The following is an 18,037-nucleotide window of genomic DNA, read 5'->3' as shown; positions in this document are numbered from 1 at the left end:
TGAGCCTCAAATAAAAACGCCCAGAATACTAGCATTAAATATCTAAAGCCAAACTAAGCTAAGGCGAGAACTTGTGGATCGCACGGACATGTTCTTTGTAGTTTGCACTGAATTTATGCGCCCCCTCTTTGGTCTTGACAAAGTATAAAAACGGCGTTTTAGCAGGAAACAGGGCGGCTTTAATCGCCTCTAGCCCCGCACTGCCCACCGGCTCTTTAGGCAGCCCTTTATGTTTGTAGGTGTTGTAGGGACTGTTGTCTGTGGCAATTCTTTCATGCGTGACTTTGGCGTGGGAGTATTTGCCATAATTGAGCGCTCCGTCCATTTGTAAGGGCATGTGTTTTTTCAAGCGGTTGTAAATCACCCCCGCAATAAGGGGCATTTCTGCGGCATTTGCCGCCTCTTTTTGGATAATGGAGGCAATGATTAGGGTTTGTTGCCACTTTTTGGGGTCGTAACTGCCTAGCAGTTGCTCGCTTAATTTTTGGTAGTGCTTTTGGCTGTGTTTTAAAAGATGATCCATGAGATTTTGCGCCGAAATGCCTAAAGTGAATTTATAAGTGTTGGGGGCAATCGCCCCATCAGCCCAAAGGGCTTTGGCGTTGTAGGCTTGCTCTAAATCCTCCACCTTCAAATGAAACACCTTAGCCAAGTGCCGTATAAAAAAATATAAAGTTTCACCCGGGATCAAGGTCGCGTTTTGATAAACTGCCTTAGACAAGCTTAAGGCGTGCAAGAAGTCCCCCTTTGTGGTGGTGCGGCTAATAGGGATGGCGATATAGCCTCTTTTGGGGGTGTGCCACAGGTGCAAGGCGGCCATCAGGCGTAAAATCCACAAATCCAGGGCATTTGTTTTGGGGGTGGGGGTTTCGGGCGTGCTTAAGTGGTTTAAAGCGGTTTTAAGCGCACCCCTAGGTATGTAAACAATCGCGTAAGATTTTATGGGTATACTTAGGTAAAACAGCAATGAAAGCGCAATGATAAAAGCCATCTCCAAGAGAATATTACGGCCTTTTTTCTCTATCGGGCTCGTGTGCGTTCTTTTTGCCATTCTGTTTATTGTGTTGAAAAACGGAATTTACATCTCCTCCATGCGCTTTGGCGGACTGAAAATTGAGCGATTTTATCTAAAACTGAATAATAAATTCTTGCTAAGGGTGGGGCAGTTAGACATCATCGCATTAGTCAAGCATAAACCCAATAGAAGACCCCCCACCATCGCCGCCATTGTGCGCTACATCCAATACGGCATGTGGGCTATGGACTACTTTGAAAAAATCAATATCCAAGAAATTGACATCAAGCCCAACATCAAAGCCCATGTATTTTTTGACGGATACCGCTACGAATTTGCCTTTCCTAATCTTGTGAACGGGCAGTTTGACCTACAAGAGAAAGAGCGCCGAGAATTGCGCCTAAACATTAATTATTTGGACTCTGCCCCCTATCATATACATCTTGTAGGGCAGGCAACCTATGCTAAACGCACACAACAATTAAACTTTAGCCTGCAAGTTTCCCCCATCCACACCCCAAATATTAGACCATCTAAGTTAAAAATTTTCGTGCAAGGCTTAACCGACTTTAAATCCGTGGCTCTAAGGCTCAACTCCAACAACATCAAGCACATAGACTTTTTAAAGCCCTACTTTAAACCCGACAAAAACCAAGCTTTGCAAAAATGGCTCTTTACAAACATTGCCTTTTCTGGCTTTGCTATCAAGGAAGCCAAACTTTCCTTAAACTTCAAAGACAAGCACATCCTAAAGACCCTGCAAGATAACTTGAGCGTGCAGGCTATGGTGCAAAATGCCCGTGTGATCTACAACCCCAAACTCCCCCCCATTTTGGCTAAAGAAGTGGGGTTAGAGTTTGCCAATGGACAATTAACCATCACGCCTAAGTACATCAACTACCAACACATGCGCCTAGAAGGCTCGCAGGTGGTCATGAGCCATTTTGGACCCTCATCTAGACTAGTGGCGAGCATTAAAAACGCCCCAAGCCCCGCTTTTGCTCCCATAAGAGAGATCTTAAAAGCTTATGGTATCAATTTGCCCTTAAGCCAATTCAAGCCCACCATCGGGGCGGACATTTTGCTCACCGTGCAATTTGTCCCCCATGCCAAGTCCCTCTTGTTCGTGCAAGGCAGCGTAGACATCGCGGCGGGGGGCTTTGCGCTTTATAACATTCCCTTTAGCAACCAAAGCGCGCAGGTGTTTTTAGACATCAGCCCCACAAGCAAAATTATCTACATCAACACCACCCACACCCGCTATAAAAACATGGCCGACACCGACAACCGCGTAACTTTAGACTTCACCCACAAGAACTTAATCAGCCAAGTCGCCATCCATAAAATCCAAGTCAACACCAACCCCGCCATCAACAACAGCCCCTTTGACACAAGGCGCACCAGCTTACCCAAAGCCGCCTCTACCCTGCGCCTAAGCACTCTGCCGAATTTGATCGCTAAGGGCGTGGATACCCGGGCCTTTAAAGACAAACTACGCCAAATCATCCAAGCCCAAAACGCCGCAGTCTTTAGCCAAGACATCATCTATGCCACCCAGGATAATTTACCGAGCTTAAGCTTTGATGTAGACTTTTCTAAAGATGCACAAACCACTTTTAAAATCAAGGAATTGGAGATAGAAGGAGCAATTTCTCGGGGCTATAGCCTGCATTTAAAGAACATCGCTAAACTTGTCCCCATTTCGCCTTTAGCGCACTACTTTGCCATTAAGGGGGGTGCGCTCAAAATCACCACGAAGGGCTTAAAGAGCTTTGAGTTCTTTGGGACAAATTTAGACATTGAATTGCCCTTGTACCGCAATGATGGACGGCGTTTTAACGCGTTTACACTCTTAGGGACTTTTGGGGACCTAGGGTTGGAGTTTTTCACCCCTGATAAGGCGATCATGGGACGTATTCGGGGTAAGGAGAAAATCATCTTTATCAACGACATCAACTTTAATGTGGATGAATTTTTAAAGGCAAAAATGCCCGCCATTAAAGAGCTGTTAGCCCCCAGTGGCAAACGCCCCACAAAAGAACAACTGAAAGACGAAACAATTTTCATCCAAGCGAAACAACGCTACGAGAAAGAGCACAAAATCCCTCCAAACCGCCTCATCATCCAAGCCAAAAACGCCGTCATCACCTTTAAAGGCTTTCCCTTTGCGTTAGACAATATTTTAGCCACCATGCGCGATGGACGTTTTAGAGCAGATGCGAGCTACCACCATGCTTCGCTTGCTTTTGACATGGAGCATGGGCAACTCACACTCAAGGCGAACAACTTCAGTGGGGATTATTTAAACATGGTGCTGCAATCCGTTACCACGCAAAATCTCATACAGGGCGGGCTGTATAGCTTGATCGGCGGGTATAAAAACAATGTCTTTAGCGGAGAGCTGCGGCTACAAAACACCACGATTAAAAACTTTAAACTCTTGCAAAATGTAATCAATCTCATCAACACCATCCCCTCGCTCATCGTGTTTAGAAACCCCCGCCTAGGGGCAAATGGCTATGAGATTTCTAGGGGCAAGGTGGTCTTTGGAATCAACACCGACTACTTAGGACTAGAGCATATCCAGCTCACGGGCACGACTTTAGATGTGGATGGAAGTGGGATTGTGGAGCTTGCTAAGCGCAAGATCGACATGTCCTTAAACATCGCCACTATTAAGGGCTTTGCCAATGTGATCAATAAAATCCCCATTCTAAGCTATTTGATTTTAGGCGGAGATGGTAAAATCTCCACGCATGTGAATTTGAGCGGGAGCTTAGACAACCCTAAAGCCAATGTGACTTTGGCAAAGGACATTTTCCAAGCTCCCTTTAGGATTTTAAGGCGGATTTTCACGCCCATTGACATCATCATTGAAGAAATTAGAAAAGGAATGAAAGATGAGCCTACTCGAGTGCCAAAAAAACAAACGCTACACCATCCTTGACATCACCACCTCCGATCTACAGCTAAAAGAGCGTCTCATGTCCTTTGGCATCAGTGCAGGGGTGGAGTTTGAGCTGTTGCAACACTCTTTAAGAAAAGCCACCTTTAGCATCGCCATTGAGCGTGCCCAAATCGCCCTGCGCTCTAGCGAAGCCAAGCACATTTTAGTGCGCCCCCTATGAGTGCAAGCGTCATTAAAGCAAGGCTCTTAGCGCATTTTGTTAGCCCCACCACTGAGCTAGATTATCAAAACCCCTATGAACTCATCGTGGCGGTGCTGTTGTCGGCGCAGTGCACGGACAAGCGGGTGAATGCCACCACCCCCGCTTTTTTCGCCAAGTATCCAAATATTGCAAGTCTAGCCAAAGCCCACCTGCACGAAGTGCAAGAGTGCATTAAAAGCATTTCTTACCCCAATGCCAAAGCCAAGCATTTAATCAAAATGGCTCATCAAGTGCTAGAGCATTTTCAAGGGCAAATCCCCCAAACCCAAAAAGAGCTCAAAAGCCTAGCAGGCATCGGGCAAAAGAGCGCAAATGTGGTGCTCTCAGTTGCCTTTGGGGCTAATCTCTTAGCTGTAGACACGCATGTTTTTAGAGTGGCGCATCGCTTGGGCTTAAGCACAGCCAAGAGCGCAGAGCAGACAGAGGCAGATTTAAGTGCGCTTTTTGTGAGCGACTTAGGCCAACTACACCACGCCTTGATTCTCTTTGGACGGCGTATTTGCACCGCTCTTAAGCCCAAATGCCACAGCTGTTTTTTGCAAGAATTTTGCGTGAGCCGGGCGAATTTTAAACCGCGCTAATGTAAATCTAGTATAATGTCATATTTTCTTTTGTGGGTTTTAAGTTGAGCGTGAGAAAGCGAGATTTGTAATGGATAACCAAGGTAACAACACGAACACGAACAAAGAAGGGGGCAATGGAGTCAATATCCAATCCAACCCCACTCTAGCCAACTTGCCTTCTGTCAATCCTAAGCTCAAAAAGCAACCCACTCTAAATCCTAGGGAGTTGGAGCTCACAACCTACTTAGAAGAGTTGATTAACGACTATAAGGGCTTGTTAGACATGGAGGTTACCTTCATGGCAGAGCTAGGCTCTACACAAATCCCACTTAGGGAAGTCTTGCGCTTTGAAAGGGGATCGGTGATTGATTTACAAAAGCCTGCGGGCGAGAGCGTGGATACCTTTGTCAATGGGCGGGTGATTGGCAAGGGCGAAGTCATGGTGTATGAAAAGAACCTAGCCATCCGCTTAAACGAAGTGCTAGACTCGAATGCCATTGTCTACTACATTGCAAAGGATATGTAAGCTTGAGAGCCATTGCGTGTATCTTTTTCATCGTGGGCGTGTTGTGGGGGGCCTTGCCTAACCAACTCACCCACATCCAAGTTGCGCCCACCTCCGATCACCAGGGCGTGCTCTTAGAACTGCTCTTTAAAGAAGCCCTAAACCAAGTGCCTAAAATCTCTCCCACGCAGACCATCACCCTAGAGAACGTCGCCTCCTTTCCCCCGCGCTCAGAACACTTCAGTGCTGCCATTTTGAGTCAATTAGAAGTGCATAACCAAAACAACACCCTTTACATCATCCCAAAGAGCAATGCCCTTTTTAAGGTGAACGCCAAACTCTCGCAAGACAGACGCTTTTTGCGCCTAGAGTTTGTGCCCTTATTTGCCGACTTAAACCCAACCCCCCTTGCCACACAGCCCCAGCCCCAAGTCCAAGCCCCTGCCAAGCCCCTACCCATTGTCAACAAACTCCCCGACTTTGAGTGGGAATACCTATGGAAAGTGGGCGTGGTACTTGTGGGCTTGTTGTTGGTTTTGTGGTTGCTCAAACGCAAGGGCACGCAGAAGTTTTTGTTCCCCAAAGTGGGGTTAGAGCCCAGCGTAACTTACATCAAGCCTCTAGACTCCACGCATAAACTCATCACCATTGAAGTGCGTAACCAGCTGTACTTAATTTTGCTAAACTCGCACCAAAGCCTTATTTTAGACAAAATCACTCTAGATTTCCCTAAAAAAGACCCATCCTTGCGCCAAAAAGAAGCCCTCGTTGAAGAAACTAAAAAACACCTACGACAATCAAAACTCAAGAGTTCGTATGTCTAGGGCGCGCATACTCGACAAAGAGCTAGAAGACAGACGCTCGGATCGCAACTTCTACATCTCTTTAATCTTGTCGTGCTTGTTGCACTTGTTGGTGTGGTGGCTTGTGGAGTACAGCCATAAGTTTTTCCACAGACCCAAGTTGGTCAAAATCAACCCGAGCAATTTATTGGTGTTAAAACGGGGGCGATCGCTGGATCCCACCAAGCACACACAGGGCGCACTAAGACCCACTAGAGCCGCTCCCAAAACCACGCCCCAGCCCGTTGTCGCCCAAACCCCACCCCAGCCCCCAAGCCCCCCCACTCCCCCACGCCAAGGGTAAAACCCAAACCCCAATCGCAGTACTAAGCGCACCACACACCGCCCTCAAGAGCGCCACGCCCACAGACGCAAACGCACAGAAGTGGCACGCCACGAGAGCAAGCACAAAGCCCTATTCCAAGAAGAGCGTGAAGAGAAAAAACCAATCAAGAAAGAGCAGGACAACAATTTTAATCCTAATAATTTGTCTTTCTTGCCCTCAGAAGAAGATGCCACGCCCCCACCCCGCCCTAGAAGCGACAAGAGTTATGAGAACGACAAGGGCATGGACAGCCAAACCCGCAAGGACATTGACGAACTCTATGGCGAAGAGTTTGGGGACTTAGGCACGGCGGAAAAAGACTTCATTAGAAGCAATCTCAGCGAAATCGGGCGCATCACGCAAAAATACCTAGAATACCCCAGTGCCGCGGGTTACTTAGGCCAAGATGGCGTGGACGCTGTGGAGTTTTACCTGCACCCCAATGGCGACATCACGGGCTTAAAAATCATTGAAGCGTCCGGCTACAAGCTCTTAGACAACAACACCCTAAAGACCATCACCATCGCTTACAAAGACTACCCCCGCCCCACGACCACGACTTTAATCCGCATCCGTGTGCGCTACTTCATCTACCGCTAGGAATGCCTATGCAAATCACTTTACACAACCCCCTAGACATGCACCTTCACTTAAGAGAAGGCGACTTATTAAAAGCTATCCTGCCCTTTAGCGCCACCTCCTTTAGTGCCGCAGTGGTCATGCCCAATTTAAGCACACCTTTAAGCACCCCCGCCCTAGCCCTAGAGTATCAAGTCCAAATCCACACCCTAGCCCCCCACTTCAAGCCTTTAGTGGCGCTGTATTTCAACGACCGGCTAGACAAGGCTAGCCTACAAGAAGCCAAAGACCAGGGGCTATTTTTACTCAAACTCTACCCCAAGAACGCCACCACCAACTCCGCTCAAGGGGTGAGCGACATCCTAAGCCCCAAAATATTAGAGATTTTGCAGAGTGCTGAGGATTTGGGCTTTATCCTCTGCCTCCATGCCGAAAGTGCGGGCTTTGTGCTAGACAGAGAATTTGAGTTTGCCCCCACCATCCACACCCTAGCCCAAAGCTTTAAAAAACTCCCCATTATCTTAGAACACATGAGCGATAGACGCTCCATTGCCCTATTAGAGCAATACCCCAATCTCCACGCCACTTTGACCTTGCACCATTTAGCCCTAAACCTAGACGCTTTGGCTGGGGGTGCACTCTCCCCCCATCTCTTTTGTAAACCCCTTTTAAAAACCCCTAAAGACCAACAAGCCCTGCTAGAGCTTGCCCTAAAAGCCCATCCCAAAGTGTGCTTTGGCTCGGACAGCGCGCCGCATTTAGTTGACACCAAGCACGCCTGCGGCTGTGCGGCGGGGGTGTTTAGCGCGCCCTTGCTGCTTAGTGGGCTATGCACCCTCTTTGACAAACACAACGCCCTAGAACACTTACAGGATTTTGTCAGCACCAACGCCATGCGCATTTATGGACTCAAAGATTTGCCTCAAAAGAGCATCACCCTAGAGAGAAAACCGCCTAACTTGCCAAACTCTATTTTAGACGGACAACTCATCATCCCCCATTTCATGCCCCTAGAGTGGCGCGTAAAGACTATTTGAAGCCTACCCTTATGGGTTAGAAACAGCAAGATAAACCCTATAAAATCCTATAATTCTCTGTAAATTTTTTATATGTTTTTAAGTTTCTAGGTGCTACCATGTTGGCATGAGTAATTTACTATCCATAGGTCAAGCAAGCAAGGTTTTAGGTGTCAGTATCCAAACCCTAAGAAATTGGGAGAAAAAAGGCTTACTTAAACCCGATAACTACACAAAAGGTGGGGAGCGGAGATACAAGCTAGAGAGCCTTAAAAATATCAACAAAAACATTGTTTTTCATAACGATAACCGCAAGACTATTGCCTATGCCCGTGTTTCTAGTGCCGACCAAAAAGAGGATTTAATCCGCCAAGTGCAGGTTTTGGAGCTGTATTGTTCGAAACTGGGCTTTAATTACGAAGTGATACAGGACTTAGGCTCTGGGATGAATTATTACAAAAAGGGCTTAACCAAACTTCTTAACCTTATCCTAGAGAGCCAAGTCAAAAGGCTTGTTTTGACCCATAAAGACCGCTTATTGCGTTTTGGTGCGGAGCTGGTGTTTGCCATTTGTGAGGCTAAAGGTGTGGAGGTGATTATCATTAATCAAGGCGATGAGAATATCCGCTTCGAGGAGGAGTTAGCTAAAGATGTGTTGGAAATTATCACAGTATTCTCAGCTAGACTTTATGGAGCTCGTTCCAAGAAAAACAAACAGCTTTTAGAACAAATGCAGGCGGTGGTAGAGGACAATGTTACAACTGACCCACAAGATTGAATTAAACCCTAACAACAAGGCAAAGACCCATTTTAAAAAAGCCTTTGGGTGTGCTCGATTAGCCTATAATTGGGGACTAGCCAAGTGGAAGGAAAACTACGAAAAGGGCATTAAATCTAACCACCTTGCCCTAAAGAAAGAGTTTAACGCTCTTAAAAAAACGAATTATCCCTTTGTCTATGAGGTTACAAAATATGCCACCGCACAGCCTTTTACGCATTTAAACCTAGCGTTTCAAAAGTTCTTTAGAGATTTAAAGTTAGGGAAGGTGAGCTATCCTAGATTTAAACGCAAAAGAGAATATCAAGGGAGCTTTTATATTGGGGGCGACCAAATAAAAATTATTCAAGGTGGCACAAAAGACTATCTCAAAATCCCCAATTTGCCTAAAATCAAAATGACCGAAAGGCTAAGATTACAAGGCAAAATCAATGGAGCGACCATTAGCCAAAAAGGCGACAAATTCTATGTTTCAATCCAAACAGACATTACACAAGAGGAGTTTAACCGCACACATAAACCCATAGCAAACAACCACACTCTAGGCATAGATACAGGGATAAAGGCTTTTGCTAGTCTATCTAATGGCTTACAGATACAAGCACCCAAGCCCTTAAATAGGCTGACAAGACGGCTCAAAAGACTTAGCAGACAACTTAGCAAAAAACGGCATTCGAAAACCAAGAATGACGGAGTTAAGAAAGTCGCGCAATTATCTTAAAGCCAGCTTGCGGCTGAATCGATTGCATACCCGTATAGCCAACACCCGTAATAACTTTTTACACAAACTCAGCACCGCCCTAGTCAGGCACGCTAAAACCCTTTGTATGGAGAGTTTGAAAGTGTCTAACATGCTCAAAAACTCTAAACTAGCCAAAGCCCTTAGCGATGTCAGTATATCTGCCTTTAACACGCTCTTAGAGTATAAGGCAAAGTATTATGGGCGGAAAATTTTAAGAGCCGATGCCTTTTACCCGAGCTCTAAAACTTGCTCTAGCTGTGGCAGTGTCAAAAAAGACTTAACGCTTAGTGATAGGGTGTATCGGTGCGATGTGTGCGGTGTGGCGGTGGATAGAGATTTTAACGCAAGCGTCAATCTTGTAAAGCATTTAGTAAGTGGAGTTCCCACTGAATTTACGCCTGCGGACATGACGGCTCTATTGGTTGATTTGTCAAAAAGTCAGCTAATAACCAGCATGGTGGAAACAGGAATACAGCAAAAACCGCTAAAAATTTTTTCTATTGATAGAATTTTATAGAATTTTATGCGGTTTTATAGGTTTGTAGGAACGGATCGGACCAAACTCATGGCATCTTTATGGCGACTAACCTTTGCTTTAGTTTTGTTTGTCTAGAATTGTGGGCTTTTGCAAGGAAGTGTTATGCTTGTTTTAGACAATAAATTTTGGCTGATGGTCTTAGCCCCTATTGTGGGGGCATTCTTTGCCCCCGAAGTGCATAGCGTGCAAGAAAGTTTATGGCATGCGCTCAAAGTTGCCTTTTACAGCTTTTTGATCTTTTACGCCTATTATTTTCTCCTGAGTTTTCTTAAATACCCCCGTTTGGTGCGTGGGGCACAAAATTTTATGCTAGGGTTTAGCCTCATTCTTGCCTTCATAGATTTATTCGCCTCTTACTACTGCCAAATGGCTTTCACGCCCTCTTTAGTCGCCACCATTTTAAGCACGAATCCCAAAGAAAGTGCAGAGTTTTTTGAAAGCATGGTGCGCCCCCATTTAGGCTTTGTGGGGCTGTATTGGGGGGCTTGTGCGGTGTTTTTATATTTTGTGCGCTTGCAAGTGGCTTTAAATCGCTCTTACAGCCTTAAGACTTTTGGAGTGCTTTTTGGGCTCTTTTGGGTGCACAATGTCGGGGCGTTTTATTTGCAAGCGCGCCACAGCTTTTTAATCAACCCCAACATCCCCACAAGGGTGATGCCCGTGGTGAAGGAAGTGTACGCCATCGCCACTACTCTAAAGGTCTACAAGCAAAGAAAAGCGATTTACACAAGCTTAAAGCAGCGCATCCCCAAAGACTATCTCAGCGTGGATACCGACAGTGTGCCTAATGTGGTTTTAATTGTGGGGGAGAGCGCATCTAGGGATTTTATGCAACTTTATGGCTATGGCGTGCCTAATAATCCGGCGTTGCATGGGTTGCTAAGAGAGAGAGAGAGAGAGAGAGAAGGCAAACCTCTTCATCTTTGACAATGTGATTTCTCCCTTTGCCAACACTTACGCCGTTTTTCAAGTCCTCTTAAATTACAGCGATAGAGAAAATGCCAACATCCCCTGGCACCAACAAAAGAATTTAGGCAGTGTCTTTAAGGCAGCGGGTTATCAAACCTTTTGGCTAGACGCACAAGACGATTTAGAAAACAACCCTTCGTTTTCCCTTTGGTCCTACCCCTTTGATAAGCGTTATTGGAGCAATGGCCCGACAGATGTGCCCAACGCCAGCCTAGATGAGTGGCTCATCAAGGCATTTAACGAACGGGCAAAAAGCCAGCTGGGGGCTAAAAATTTCTTACTTTTTCATCTCTTTGGAAGTCATGCGGGTTACAAATTAGAGAACAAGGATTTATTTAGCCCCAAGTTTGGCACGCATAGAAAAAGGGGGTATTGCGGGGGGCAGACTTATCTTACATTGCACTAGATCACAGCTTAACTCTTGCCTCGCCTTAATCTTTTTGGCTTGGACAAACAACAAGCACCTAATCCCCAAACAGGCAAGACTCTGTCTTAAGCTCCCCTAGTTTAGAATAAAGATTTTTGCAAGGGAGTTTAATGGGTAAAGTTGTTTTAGACAATAAATTTTGGCTCATGTGGTTTGTACCAGTGGTGGCGAGTGTTTTTTCTGTCGCGGTACAAGAAAGGGGGGAGTTTGTGGGGCAAATGCTGTTGGTGGGTTTTTATGGCTTTGCCTTCTTTTATCTGTGTTATTGGCTCTTAAGTTTTATCCCTTTGCTTAGAATTGCGGATACTCTCAAAACGGCTCTATGTGTTTTGAGTCTTGTGCTGACAAGCATTGACCTTTTTTGTGCCTATTATCTGCATATGGGTTTTACCCCTGCTTTGGTGGGGACTTTACTAGCTACTAATTTTAGAGAAATCCACGGGTTCATACATGCGATGTTGTTGCCCCATTTGGGTTTTGTGTGCCTTTATGTTCTGTGTTGCTGTAGTTTCTTGTGGATAACGGGGGGGGGTAACCTTAAGCCGCAAATCTAGCCACTGGGTTTTGGCGGGGGTTTTTGGGATTTTTGGAGTGCATACGGGCGTTGGTTATTATTTGCAAGGCATGCACGGGGTTGTGATCAATCCTAACATCACCACACACAGCATCCCCGTGGTGAGAGAAATCCTTGCAACCCTCACCACCATCAAAGACTACACGACAAGTGCAACAATGTATAAAAATTTCAACCAACCCTTGGCCAAAGATTATTTAAGTGTGGATAAAGACAGCGTCTCCAATGTGGTTTTAGTGGTGGGCGAGAGCGCGTCTAGGGATTTTATGGGGATTTATGGCTATTCTGTGCAAAACACCCCTCTAGCCCATGCCCTGCAAAAAAGCCAAAATCTTTTCACCTTCACCGATGTCATCTCAGCCCAAGTCATCACGGCGGCCGTCTTCCCCACTTTGCTGAGCTATCAAGATTCTGAAGATAAAAACACTTCTTGGTACACCTATAAAACCATTGGAGCGGTGTTTAAACGAGCGGATTATGAAACATTTTGGATAGATGTGCAAGATGACTTGGCGAGAAATAATGTTTTTGCCCACCTAGCCCATCCTTTTGCCCATAAATATTGGACCAACGCCCCCCTAGACATTCCACAAGCTACGCAAGACATGTGGGCGTTTCGCATGTTAAAACACATACAGCCACAATGGCAACGCAAAAACTTCATCCTTTTACATCTTTATGGGAGTCATTTCATTTATAACCGGCGTTTCCCCAAATCTTACGCCAAATTCACCCCTAAAGACATTGACTATAAAAATCTCAAAGTCAAAAACGACAAGGATAAACAAATTGTGGCAGATTATGTCAATTCTCTTTACTACACTGACCATGTGTTAAGCGAAATTTTTAAGCTTTTTAAAGACAAGGACGCCATCATCTTTTATCTCTCGGATCACGCCCAAGACATTTTTCAAAGTGGCAACACCTACGGGCATAAGTGTTCTCAATATGGGGTAGAGATTCCCTTTATGATCTATGTTACAGGTAAAACTCATAGAACAAGCCGTGCATAAACCCTTCATGAGCGATGATCTCATCCACACACTTTTACCTATCGTGGGGATACACACCAAGGACAATTTAGAGAGCAAGGATTTATTTAGCCCCAAGTTTGACATAAAAAGAAAAAGGGTTTATTGCGGCCATTTGGAGTATAAAAAACCCTAGCCTATTTAATTTTTGCTACAATAGCCCCTTATGACAAAAGAAAATAAAGCAAAAATCGCAAGAGGGCTTGAAAGGCTGGCGGGGGGTTTAATGGGCGTGGCGTGTGTGAGTGCGCTCATTTGGGCGGTTGTGGTGCTTTTTAAGCCCATTAAGATCGACACCATTTTGCATGTGAGCTACACCTTGCCCCCTTTTATTTTGGCGCAATGTTGTTTGCATTTTGCAAGGGTGTTAAACCCCCCTAAAAGCCCCTAGTTTATGCTATTCTCTTGGCATGAACTACATAGGCTCAAAGCACAAATTATTAGGGTTTTTGCTTGCCGGCGTGCAAGAAAGTTTAAGGGCACGGGGCGTAGATTTAAAAGAATGTGTCTTTACAGATCTATTCTCAGGCACGGCGGTGGTGGGCCGACTCTTTAAAAACCACGCCAAACAAGTGATCAGCAACGACAAAGAGTTCTATAGTTTTGTGCTCGCCAAACACTACATAGAAAACACCAAACCTTTAAAGCGGGCACAAATGCTGATAGATGAGCTCAACCACTTACCCCCTTTGGCGGGTAAAATCTACCAACACTACGCTTTGGGGGGCGGAGAAGGCAGGCAGTATTTCAGCGACCACAACGCCTTAAAAATCGATGCCATGCGTACCCAAATCGACAAATGGCACACACAGGGGGCGACAAGTTTAGCCGAACATTATTTTTTACTCACTTCGCTTTTAGAAGTGGCGGATAAAGTCGCCAACACCGCTTGTGTCTATGGAGCATTCTTAAAGAAGCTCAAAAAGAGCGCACAGCAAGATTTGATCTTGACCCCCGCCCCTTCATCTTAAGCCCCAACCCCCATCATGCCTACCACACAGACGCTAAGGACATCATCTGTCAACTACAAACCGACATTTTATACTTAGACCCCCCCTATAACCAACGCGAATATGGGGCAAACTACCACATCTTAAACAGCATTGCCCTATATGACAACTTCACTCCACAGGGCAAGACGGGGCTTAGGGCGTATGACAAGTCTGCATGGTGTAAGAAATCTTTAGCCCCCCAAAGTCTAGAACATGTGATTAAACACACGCATGCCCGCTTTGTGTTTTTGAGTTACAACAATGAGGGCTTATTGGATTTACGCCATATACAAGAAGTGATGCGCCGCTATGGCGACTACACGCTTTTAAGCCAAGAGCACCCCCGTTTCACAAGCAGCCCCAACATTAAAGAGCACACCACGGAATATTTGCATGTGCTGGTGAAGGGCTGATGCGTTTGGATCAATTCTTAGTCAACAGGGGAGTCGCTGCAAGTAGAGAGCATGCCAAAAGCTTGATTTTACAGGGGCAAATCGGGTTGGGCTTGAAGCCTAGCTTGCAAGTTACGCAAGAATTAGCCCAAAAGTTGCAAGATTTAAAGCCACAGCCTAAACGCTTTGTGGGACGGGCGGGGGCGAAGTTGTGGGGCTTTTTAGAGCAACATCCCCTAGAGTGCCACAATAAAGTCGTTTTAGATGTGGGCTCAAGCACGGGGGGGTTCGCCCAAGTCTTGTTAGAAAAGGGGGCGGCTCGGGTGGTGTGCGTGGATGTGGGACAGGGGCAATTAGCCAAAGAGCTTAGGGCAAATCCTAAGATAGAATTGCACGAATCTTGCGACATTCGGGCGTTTCAACCGAGCCAAATTTACGATTTGCTGGTGTGCGATGTCAGCTTCATCTCTTTGTCTTTGTTGCTTGCCACACTTGCCCCCCTAAGCCCCTTGCAACTTTGGCTTTTTAAACCGCAATTTGAAGTGGGCTTAAGGGTTAGGCGTAATAAAAGGGGCGTGGTGCTCGATAAACAAGCCATAGCGCAAAACCTAGAAGGGTTTTTATTGCTGGTGCGAAACTTGGGCTTTAAGGTGCTGTGTGTGTGTCCTTCTACCCTAAAGGGCAAGGAAGGCAATACAGAGATTTTTATCTTAGGCGAGCGTGGCTAGGTTTTCTATGAGTTTTTGGGGGGTTAGGGCGTAGCTTGTGGGCTTTAGGCTACCAGCTAGAGCGTGGGCTAGGCTAGCGTGGATGCTGGCATCTAGTGAGCTGTAACCTTGTGCGAGTAAGGCGGCGATCATGCCGCTTAAAATGTCTCCACTGCCTGCCTTAGCCAAAGCACTAGAGCCCAAAGGGTTGAGATACATTTGTCCGCTGTAGACAATGAGCGGGTTTGCGCCTTTTAAAAGTAGGACAATGTGGGGGTAGGTTTGGCTAAACTCTAACGCCCATTTGAGCTTAAAGCGTAAAAGCTCAGGCATGGTGGTTTCATAGCCGAGCATGCTGAGTAGACTTAAGAACTCTTTAGGGTGTGGGGTCAGCACCATTTGGTAGGGCTTGTCTAAAATCTGCACCAAGCCCCTTTGGTAAAACACGCTGGCATCGAGCACACAAGGGGCAAGCTCTAGCATTTCTTCTAAATTTTTAGGCAAACTCTCTAGTCCCATGCCTAGAGCAAAGGCACTTGCATTCGGCGGGATTGTGGGCGCATACATAATCTCGTGGGGCTTGCTGTGCTGCAAGCTAGATTCGCCTAAAACGCTCACTAAACCTGCCCCAAAGGCTAGGGCACTTTGTGCGCTTAAAAAGCCCGCCCCACTTTGCCCCCCACCACCACGCCCACATGCCCAAAGTAGCCTTTGTGGGTGTTTTGTTTCAAACGCCAAGGCAACACCAAATCGCTTCTTTCTAGTAAGAAAAGCCCGCTCTCTTCTTCATACAAGCCCCGCCCCACGCCTAAATCCCCCACCACCACTTCGCCCACAAAGTCCTTGGCAAAGTCGCTAAACAAGCCGCTTTTTAACGCCCCCATAGACACGCTCATGTCCGCCCTAAAAGCAACGCTTTCGACAAAACCTTGCGCGTCTAAGCCGCTGGGGATGTCGCAAGCGATTTTCAAGGCTTTTAGGGCGTTTAGCTGGGCGATTAAATCTTGCAATTCAGGGCTTAGTGCCCCCTTGAGCCCCGAGCCAAACAAGCAATCCACGACAACTTCGGGCTGTTCGCACAATTCTAGGCGGGGCAAAATTTCTACACGGCTGGCTAGGGCTCTTTGGTATTGGATTTGGCACAAGGGGCTTTTAGGCTCTTTGACGCTCAAAACTTGGACGCTAAATTTTCCCCCTTGTAGCCGCCTTGCCAAAGCGTAGCCATCGCCCCCATTATCGCCCCCCCCACACACGACAAGCACCTTTTTTAAGCCCCCTGCCCTTTTTTCTAGCGCTTGGTGCAAGCTAGAAGCGGCGTTCTCCATAAGGATACTTGGCTCAAGCCCATAGAGCGCACAAGCGCGGTTGTCTAAATCTTGGGTGCTTTCATACAGATTTTGCATACTCTTGCCTTTCAATGAAATCCACAACTCTTTCTATTTCGTCCTCACCCACAAATGCCCCGTGTAGCCTAATGGGTGTGCTACTACCCGGGGCGATTAAAAGCATGTCCCCCCTGCCTAAGAGATTTTGCGCCCCTTCAGTGTCTAAAACCACCCGTGCATCCACCTTAGAGCCGACTTTAAAGCTGATCTTGCAAGGCAAGTTCGCCTTAATGAGCCCTGTGAGAATATCCACACTGGGGCGTTGGGTGGCGATAACTAAATGCAAGCCGCTCGCCCGCCCCATTTGGGCGAGCCGAATAATCGGGGTTTCTATGTCCTTACCCCCCACGAGCATTAAATCTGCTAATTCGTCTATCAACACCACGATAAAGGGCAATTTTTGGGGGGATTTTTGGTTGTAGCTGTCTATGTTTTTGGCTCTTTTGGCACTTAGGAGATTGTAGCGTTGCTCCATTTGGGCGACTAAATTCTCTAGGGCATTTTGTGCTTCGCTTAAGTCGGTGATGATGGGGGTTTGCAAATGGGGCAAGTTGCCATAGAGGCTAAACTCTACCCTCTTAGGGTCGATCATCACAAATTGCAAATCTTGGGGGCTGTGCTTGTAAAGCAAAGACAAAATCAAGGCGTGCATGCAAACACTCTTGCCGCTGCCCGTGCTGCCTGCTATGAGTAAATGGGGGGCGCTTTTTAAATCCAAGACATAGGGCTGCCCTGTGGTGCTTTTGCCTAGAGCGAGGCTTAAACCCGTGCCTTGCAAGTAGTCTGGGCTCTCTAGGATTTCTTTAAGGCTAATGGGGGCTAGGTGGTCGTTGGCGATCTCAATGCCCATGACATCTTTGCCCTTGATGGGGGCTTGTATGCGGATAGATTGGGCGCATAGTGCCATCGCCAAATCATCGGCTAGGCTTAAAACCTTACTCACCTTGACATGCCCTGCGGGGCGAAACTCAAAGGTCGTCACCATCGGCCCCACACAAGTATGCACCACCTTGCCCTCAATTTTAAACATCTTAAGCTTGTTTAAGAGATTGTGGATTTGTTCTTGGTGGTCTTGCTCTTGTGGGGCTTTTGGGCTAGGGGAATTGAGTAGGTCTAGGCGTGGCAAAAGGTTAAATCTAGGTTTTTGCAAGGCGTGGCGTTGCTCTAGTAAATCCTTGTGGGCGGATAGGTCTAAAGGCAAATTGGGGGCTTTGCTTGGGGGCTCTTGTGGGGGTTGTGGGGGTGGGGGGGTCTTTAGGCACGAGGTGGGGTAAGGGCTCTGGCTCTTGGGGGTCTTTAGGCTCTTGGCTGGTGTGGCTCTCTTGAGGAGGCACAAGACGCACGCCGTAATCTTGCTTGGCTTGGGCTTCTTGGTAGTGGCTCACCTTGATTTTAAAGCTTTTGGGGGCTCAAACTTCGGGGGTTGTTCTTGAAACTTTTTAGGCTCAAAGGGGGCATGGGTGGCTTTTGGGGCAAAGGGGGTTGCT

At 46.7% G+C, this 18,037-nt stretch carries 17 protein-coding genes and 4 pseudogenes; 17 read left to right on the top strand and 4 right to left on the bottom strand.

Features of this window, described 5'->3' with window-relative positions:
• Window positions 1–58 precede the first annotated feature (58 nt).
• On the bottom strand, window positions 59–1,051 hold the full coding sequence (gene mltG / locus QUE23_RS07860; RefSeq protein WP_434801985.1) for an endolytic transglycosylase MltG: 993 nt from the start codon (window positions 1,049–1,051) through the stop codon (window positions 59–61).
• Here mltG and QUE23_RS07855 point away from each other — a divergent pair.
• The 17 genes and pseudogenes from QUE23_RS07855 to QUE23_RS07770 all read left to right on the top strand — a co-directional run bounded on the left by QUE23_RS07855 (window position 978) and on the right by QUE23_RS07770 (window position 15,186).
• Complete coding sequence (locus tag QUE23_RS07855) at window positions 978–3,962, top strand: YhdP family protein (RefSeq protein WP_286348496.1); 2,985 nt, start codon at window positions 978–980, stop codon at window positions 3,960–3,962. The two genes, mltG and QUE23_RS07855, sit on opposite strands and share 74 nt — an antisense overlap.
• Window positions 3,916–4,143 carry a FeoA family protein gene (locus tag QUE23_RS07850; protein ID WP_286348495.1) on the top strand — a complete coding sequence of 76 codons (228 nt, stop codon included), beginning with the start codon at window positions 3,916–3,918 and terminating at the stop codon, window positions 4,141–4,143. The genes QUE23_RS07855 and QUE23_RS07850 overlap by 47 nt, the downstream gene beginning before the upstream one ends.
• Window positions 4,140–4,766, top strand: coding sequence for an endonuclease III (gene nth, locus QUE23_RS07845; RefSeq protein WP_286348494.1), 627 nt, complete (start codon window positions 4,140–4,142; stop codon window positions 4,764–4,766). Before QUE23_RS07850 ends, nth begins: the two co-directional genes overlap by 4 nt.
• A gap of 70 nt (window positions 4,767–4,836) precedes the next feature.
• Entirely contained in the window at window positions 4,837–5,274 is a 438-nt protein-coding gene (fliN, locus tag QUE23_RS07840; protein ID WP_286348493.1) for a flagellar motor switch protein FliN, read from the top strand.
• Between the two features lie 2 nt (window positions 5,275–5,276).
• Window positions 5,277–6,077 (top strand): hypothetical protein, encoded by an 801-nt coding sequence (locus QUE23_RS07835; RefSeq protein ID WP_286348492.1) that lies wholly within the window; start codon window positions 5,277–5,279, stop codon window positions 6,075–6,077.
• Window positions 6,070–7,020: pseudogene (locus QUE23_RS10050) on the top strand (energy transducer TonB). Before QUE23_RS07835 ends, QUE23_RS10050 begins: the two are co-directional and overlap by 8 nt.
• A gap of 8 nt (window positions 7,021–7,028) precedes the next feature.
• Entirely contained in the window at window positions 7,029–8,036 is a 1,008-nt protein-coding gene (gene pyrC, locus QUE23_RS07820) for a dihydroorotase (protein ID WP_286348489.1), read from the top strand.
• Between the two features lie 106 nt (window positions 8,037–8,142).
• Complete coding sequence (locus QUE23_RS07815; RefSeq protein ID WP_286348488.1) at window positions 8,143–8,793, top strand: IS607 family transposase; 651 nt, start codon at window positions 8,143–8,145, stop codon at window positions 8,791–8,793.
• Window positions 8,768–10,052 (top strand): annotated as a pseudogene (locus tag QUE23_RS07810) (RNA-guided endonuclease InsQ/TnpB family protein). Before QUE23_RS07815 ends, QUE23_RS07810 begins: the two are co-directional and overlap by 26 nt.
• A gap of 123 nt (window positions 10,053–10,175) precedes the next feature.
• A complete protein-coding gene (locus QUE23_RS07805; protein ID WP_286348487.1) occupies window positions 10,176–11,000 on the top strand; it encodes a hypothetical protein in 825 nt (274 codons plus the stop codon).
• Between the two features lie 4 nt (window positions 11,001–11,004).
• Window positions 11,005–11,448: a sulfatase-like hydrolase/transferase gene (locus tag QUE23_RS07800; RefSeq protein ID WP_286348486.1), complete on the top strand. Its 444-nt coding sequence runs from the start codon at window positions 11,005–11,007 to the stop codon at window positions 11,446–11,448.
• A 131-nt stretch (window positions 11,449–11,579) separates the two neighbouring features.
• A complete protein-coding gene (locus QUE23_RS07795) occupies window positions 11,580–12,023 on the top strand; it encodes a hypothetical protein (RefSeq protein ID WP_286348485.1) in 444 nt (147 codons plus the stop codon).
• A gap of 37 nt (window positions 12,024–12,060) precedes the next feature.
• Entirely contained in the window at window positions 12,061–13,056 is a 996-nt protein-coding gene (locus QUE23_RS07790) for a phosphoethanolamine transferase (RefSeq protein WP_286348484.1), read from the top strand.
• On the top strand, window positions 13,019–13,210 hold the full coding sequence (locus tag QUE23_RS07785; RefSeq protein ID WP_286348483.1) for a hypothetical protein: 192 nt from the start codon (window positions 13,019–13,021) through the stop codon (window positions 13,208–13,210). The genes QUE23_RS07790 and QUE23_RS07785 overlap by 38 nt, the downstream gene beginning before the upstream one ends.
• A gap of 30 nt (window positions 13,211–13,240) precedes the next feature.
• The gene (locus QUE23_RS07780) at window positions 13,241–13,465 is read left to right on the top strand and encodes a hypothetical protein (protein ID WP_286348482.1); all 225 of its coding nucleotides are present in this window, start codon (window positions 13,241–13,243) and stop codon (window positions 13,463–13,465) included.
• Window positions 13,466–13,484: 19 nt separating this feature from the next.
• Window positions 13,485–14,479, top strand: a pseudogene (locus QUE23_RS10230) (DNA adenine methylase).
• Window positions 14,479–15,186 (top strand): TlyA family RNA methyltransferase, encoded by a 708-nt coding sequence (locus QUE23_RS07770; RefSeq protein ID WP_286348481.1) that lies wholly within the window; start codon window positions 14,479–14,481, stop codon window positions 15,184–15,186. Before QUE23_RS10230 ends, QUE23_RS07770 begins: the two are co-directional and overlap by 1 nt.
• On the opposite strand, the pseudogene QUE23_RS10225 reads toward QUE23_RS07770, so the two are convergent.
• The 3 genes and pseudogenes from QUE23_RS10225 to QUE23_RS07755 form a co-directional block, all read right to left on the bottom strand.
• Window positions 15,169–16,568, bottom strand: a pseudogene (locus tag QUE23_RS10225) (NAD(P)H-hydrate dehydratase). The gene QUE23_RS07770 and the pseudogene QUE23_RS10225 sit on opposite strands and share 18 nt — an antisense overlap.
• Window positions 16,552–17,751, bottom strand: a complete 1,200-nt coding sequence (locus QUE23_RS07760) for a DNA translocase FtsK (protein ID WP_286348480.1) — start codon at window positions 17,749–17,751, stop codon at window positions 16,552–16,554. The pseudogene QUE23_RS10225 and the gene QUE23_RS07760 overlap by 17 nt, the downstream one beginning before the upstream one ends.
• Window positions 17,687–17,935 (bottom strand): hypothetical protein, encoded by a 249-nt coding sequence (locus tag QUE23_RS07755; RefSeq protein ID WP_286348479.1) that lies wholly within the window; start codon window positions 17,933–17,935, stop codon window positions 17,687–17,689. The genes QUE23_RS07760 and QUE23_RS07755 overlap by 65 nt, the downstream gene beginning before the upstream one ends.
• Window positions 17,936–18,037 lie beyond the last annotated feature (102 nt).

The sequence above is a fragment of the Helicobacter felistomachi genome, from assembly GCF_030296895.1.
Lineage (GTDB): Bacteria > Campylobacterota > Campylobacteria > Campylobacterales > Helicobacteraceae > Helicobacter > Helicobacter felistomachi.
The sequence above is the reverse complement of the archived record's forward strand: the minus strand, read 5'-3'. Positions and strand labels throughout refer to the sequence as shown.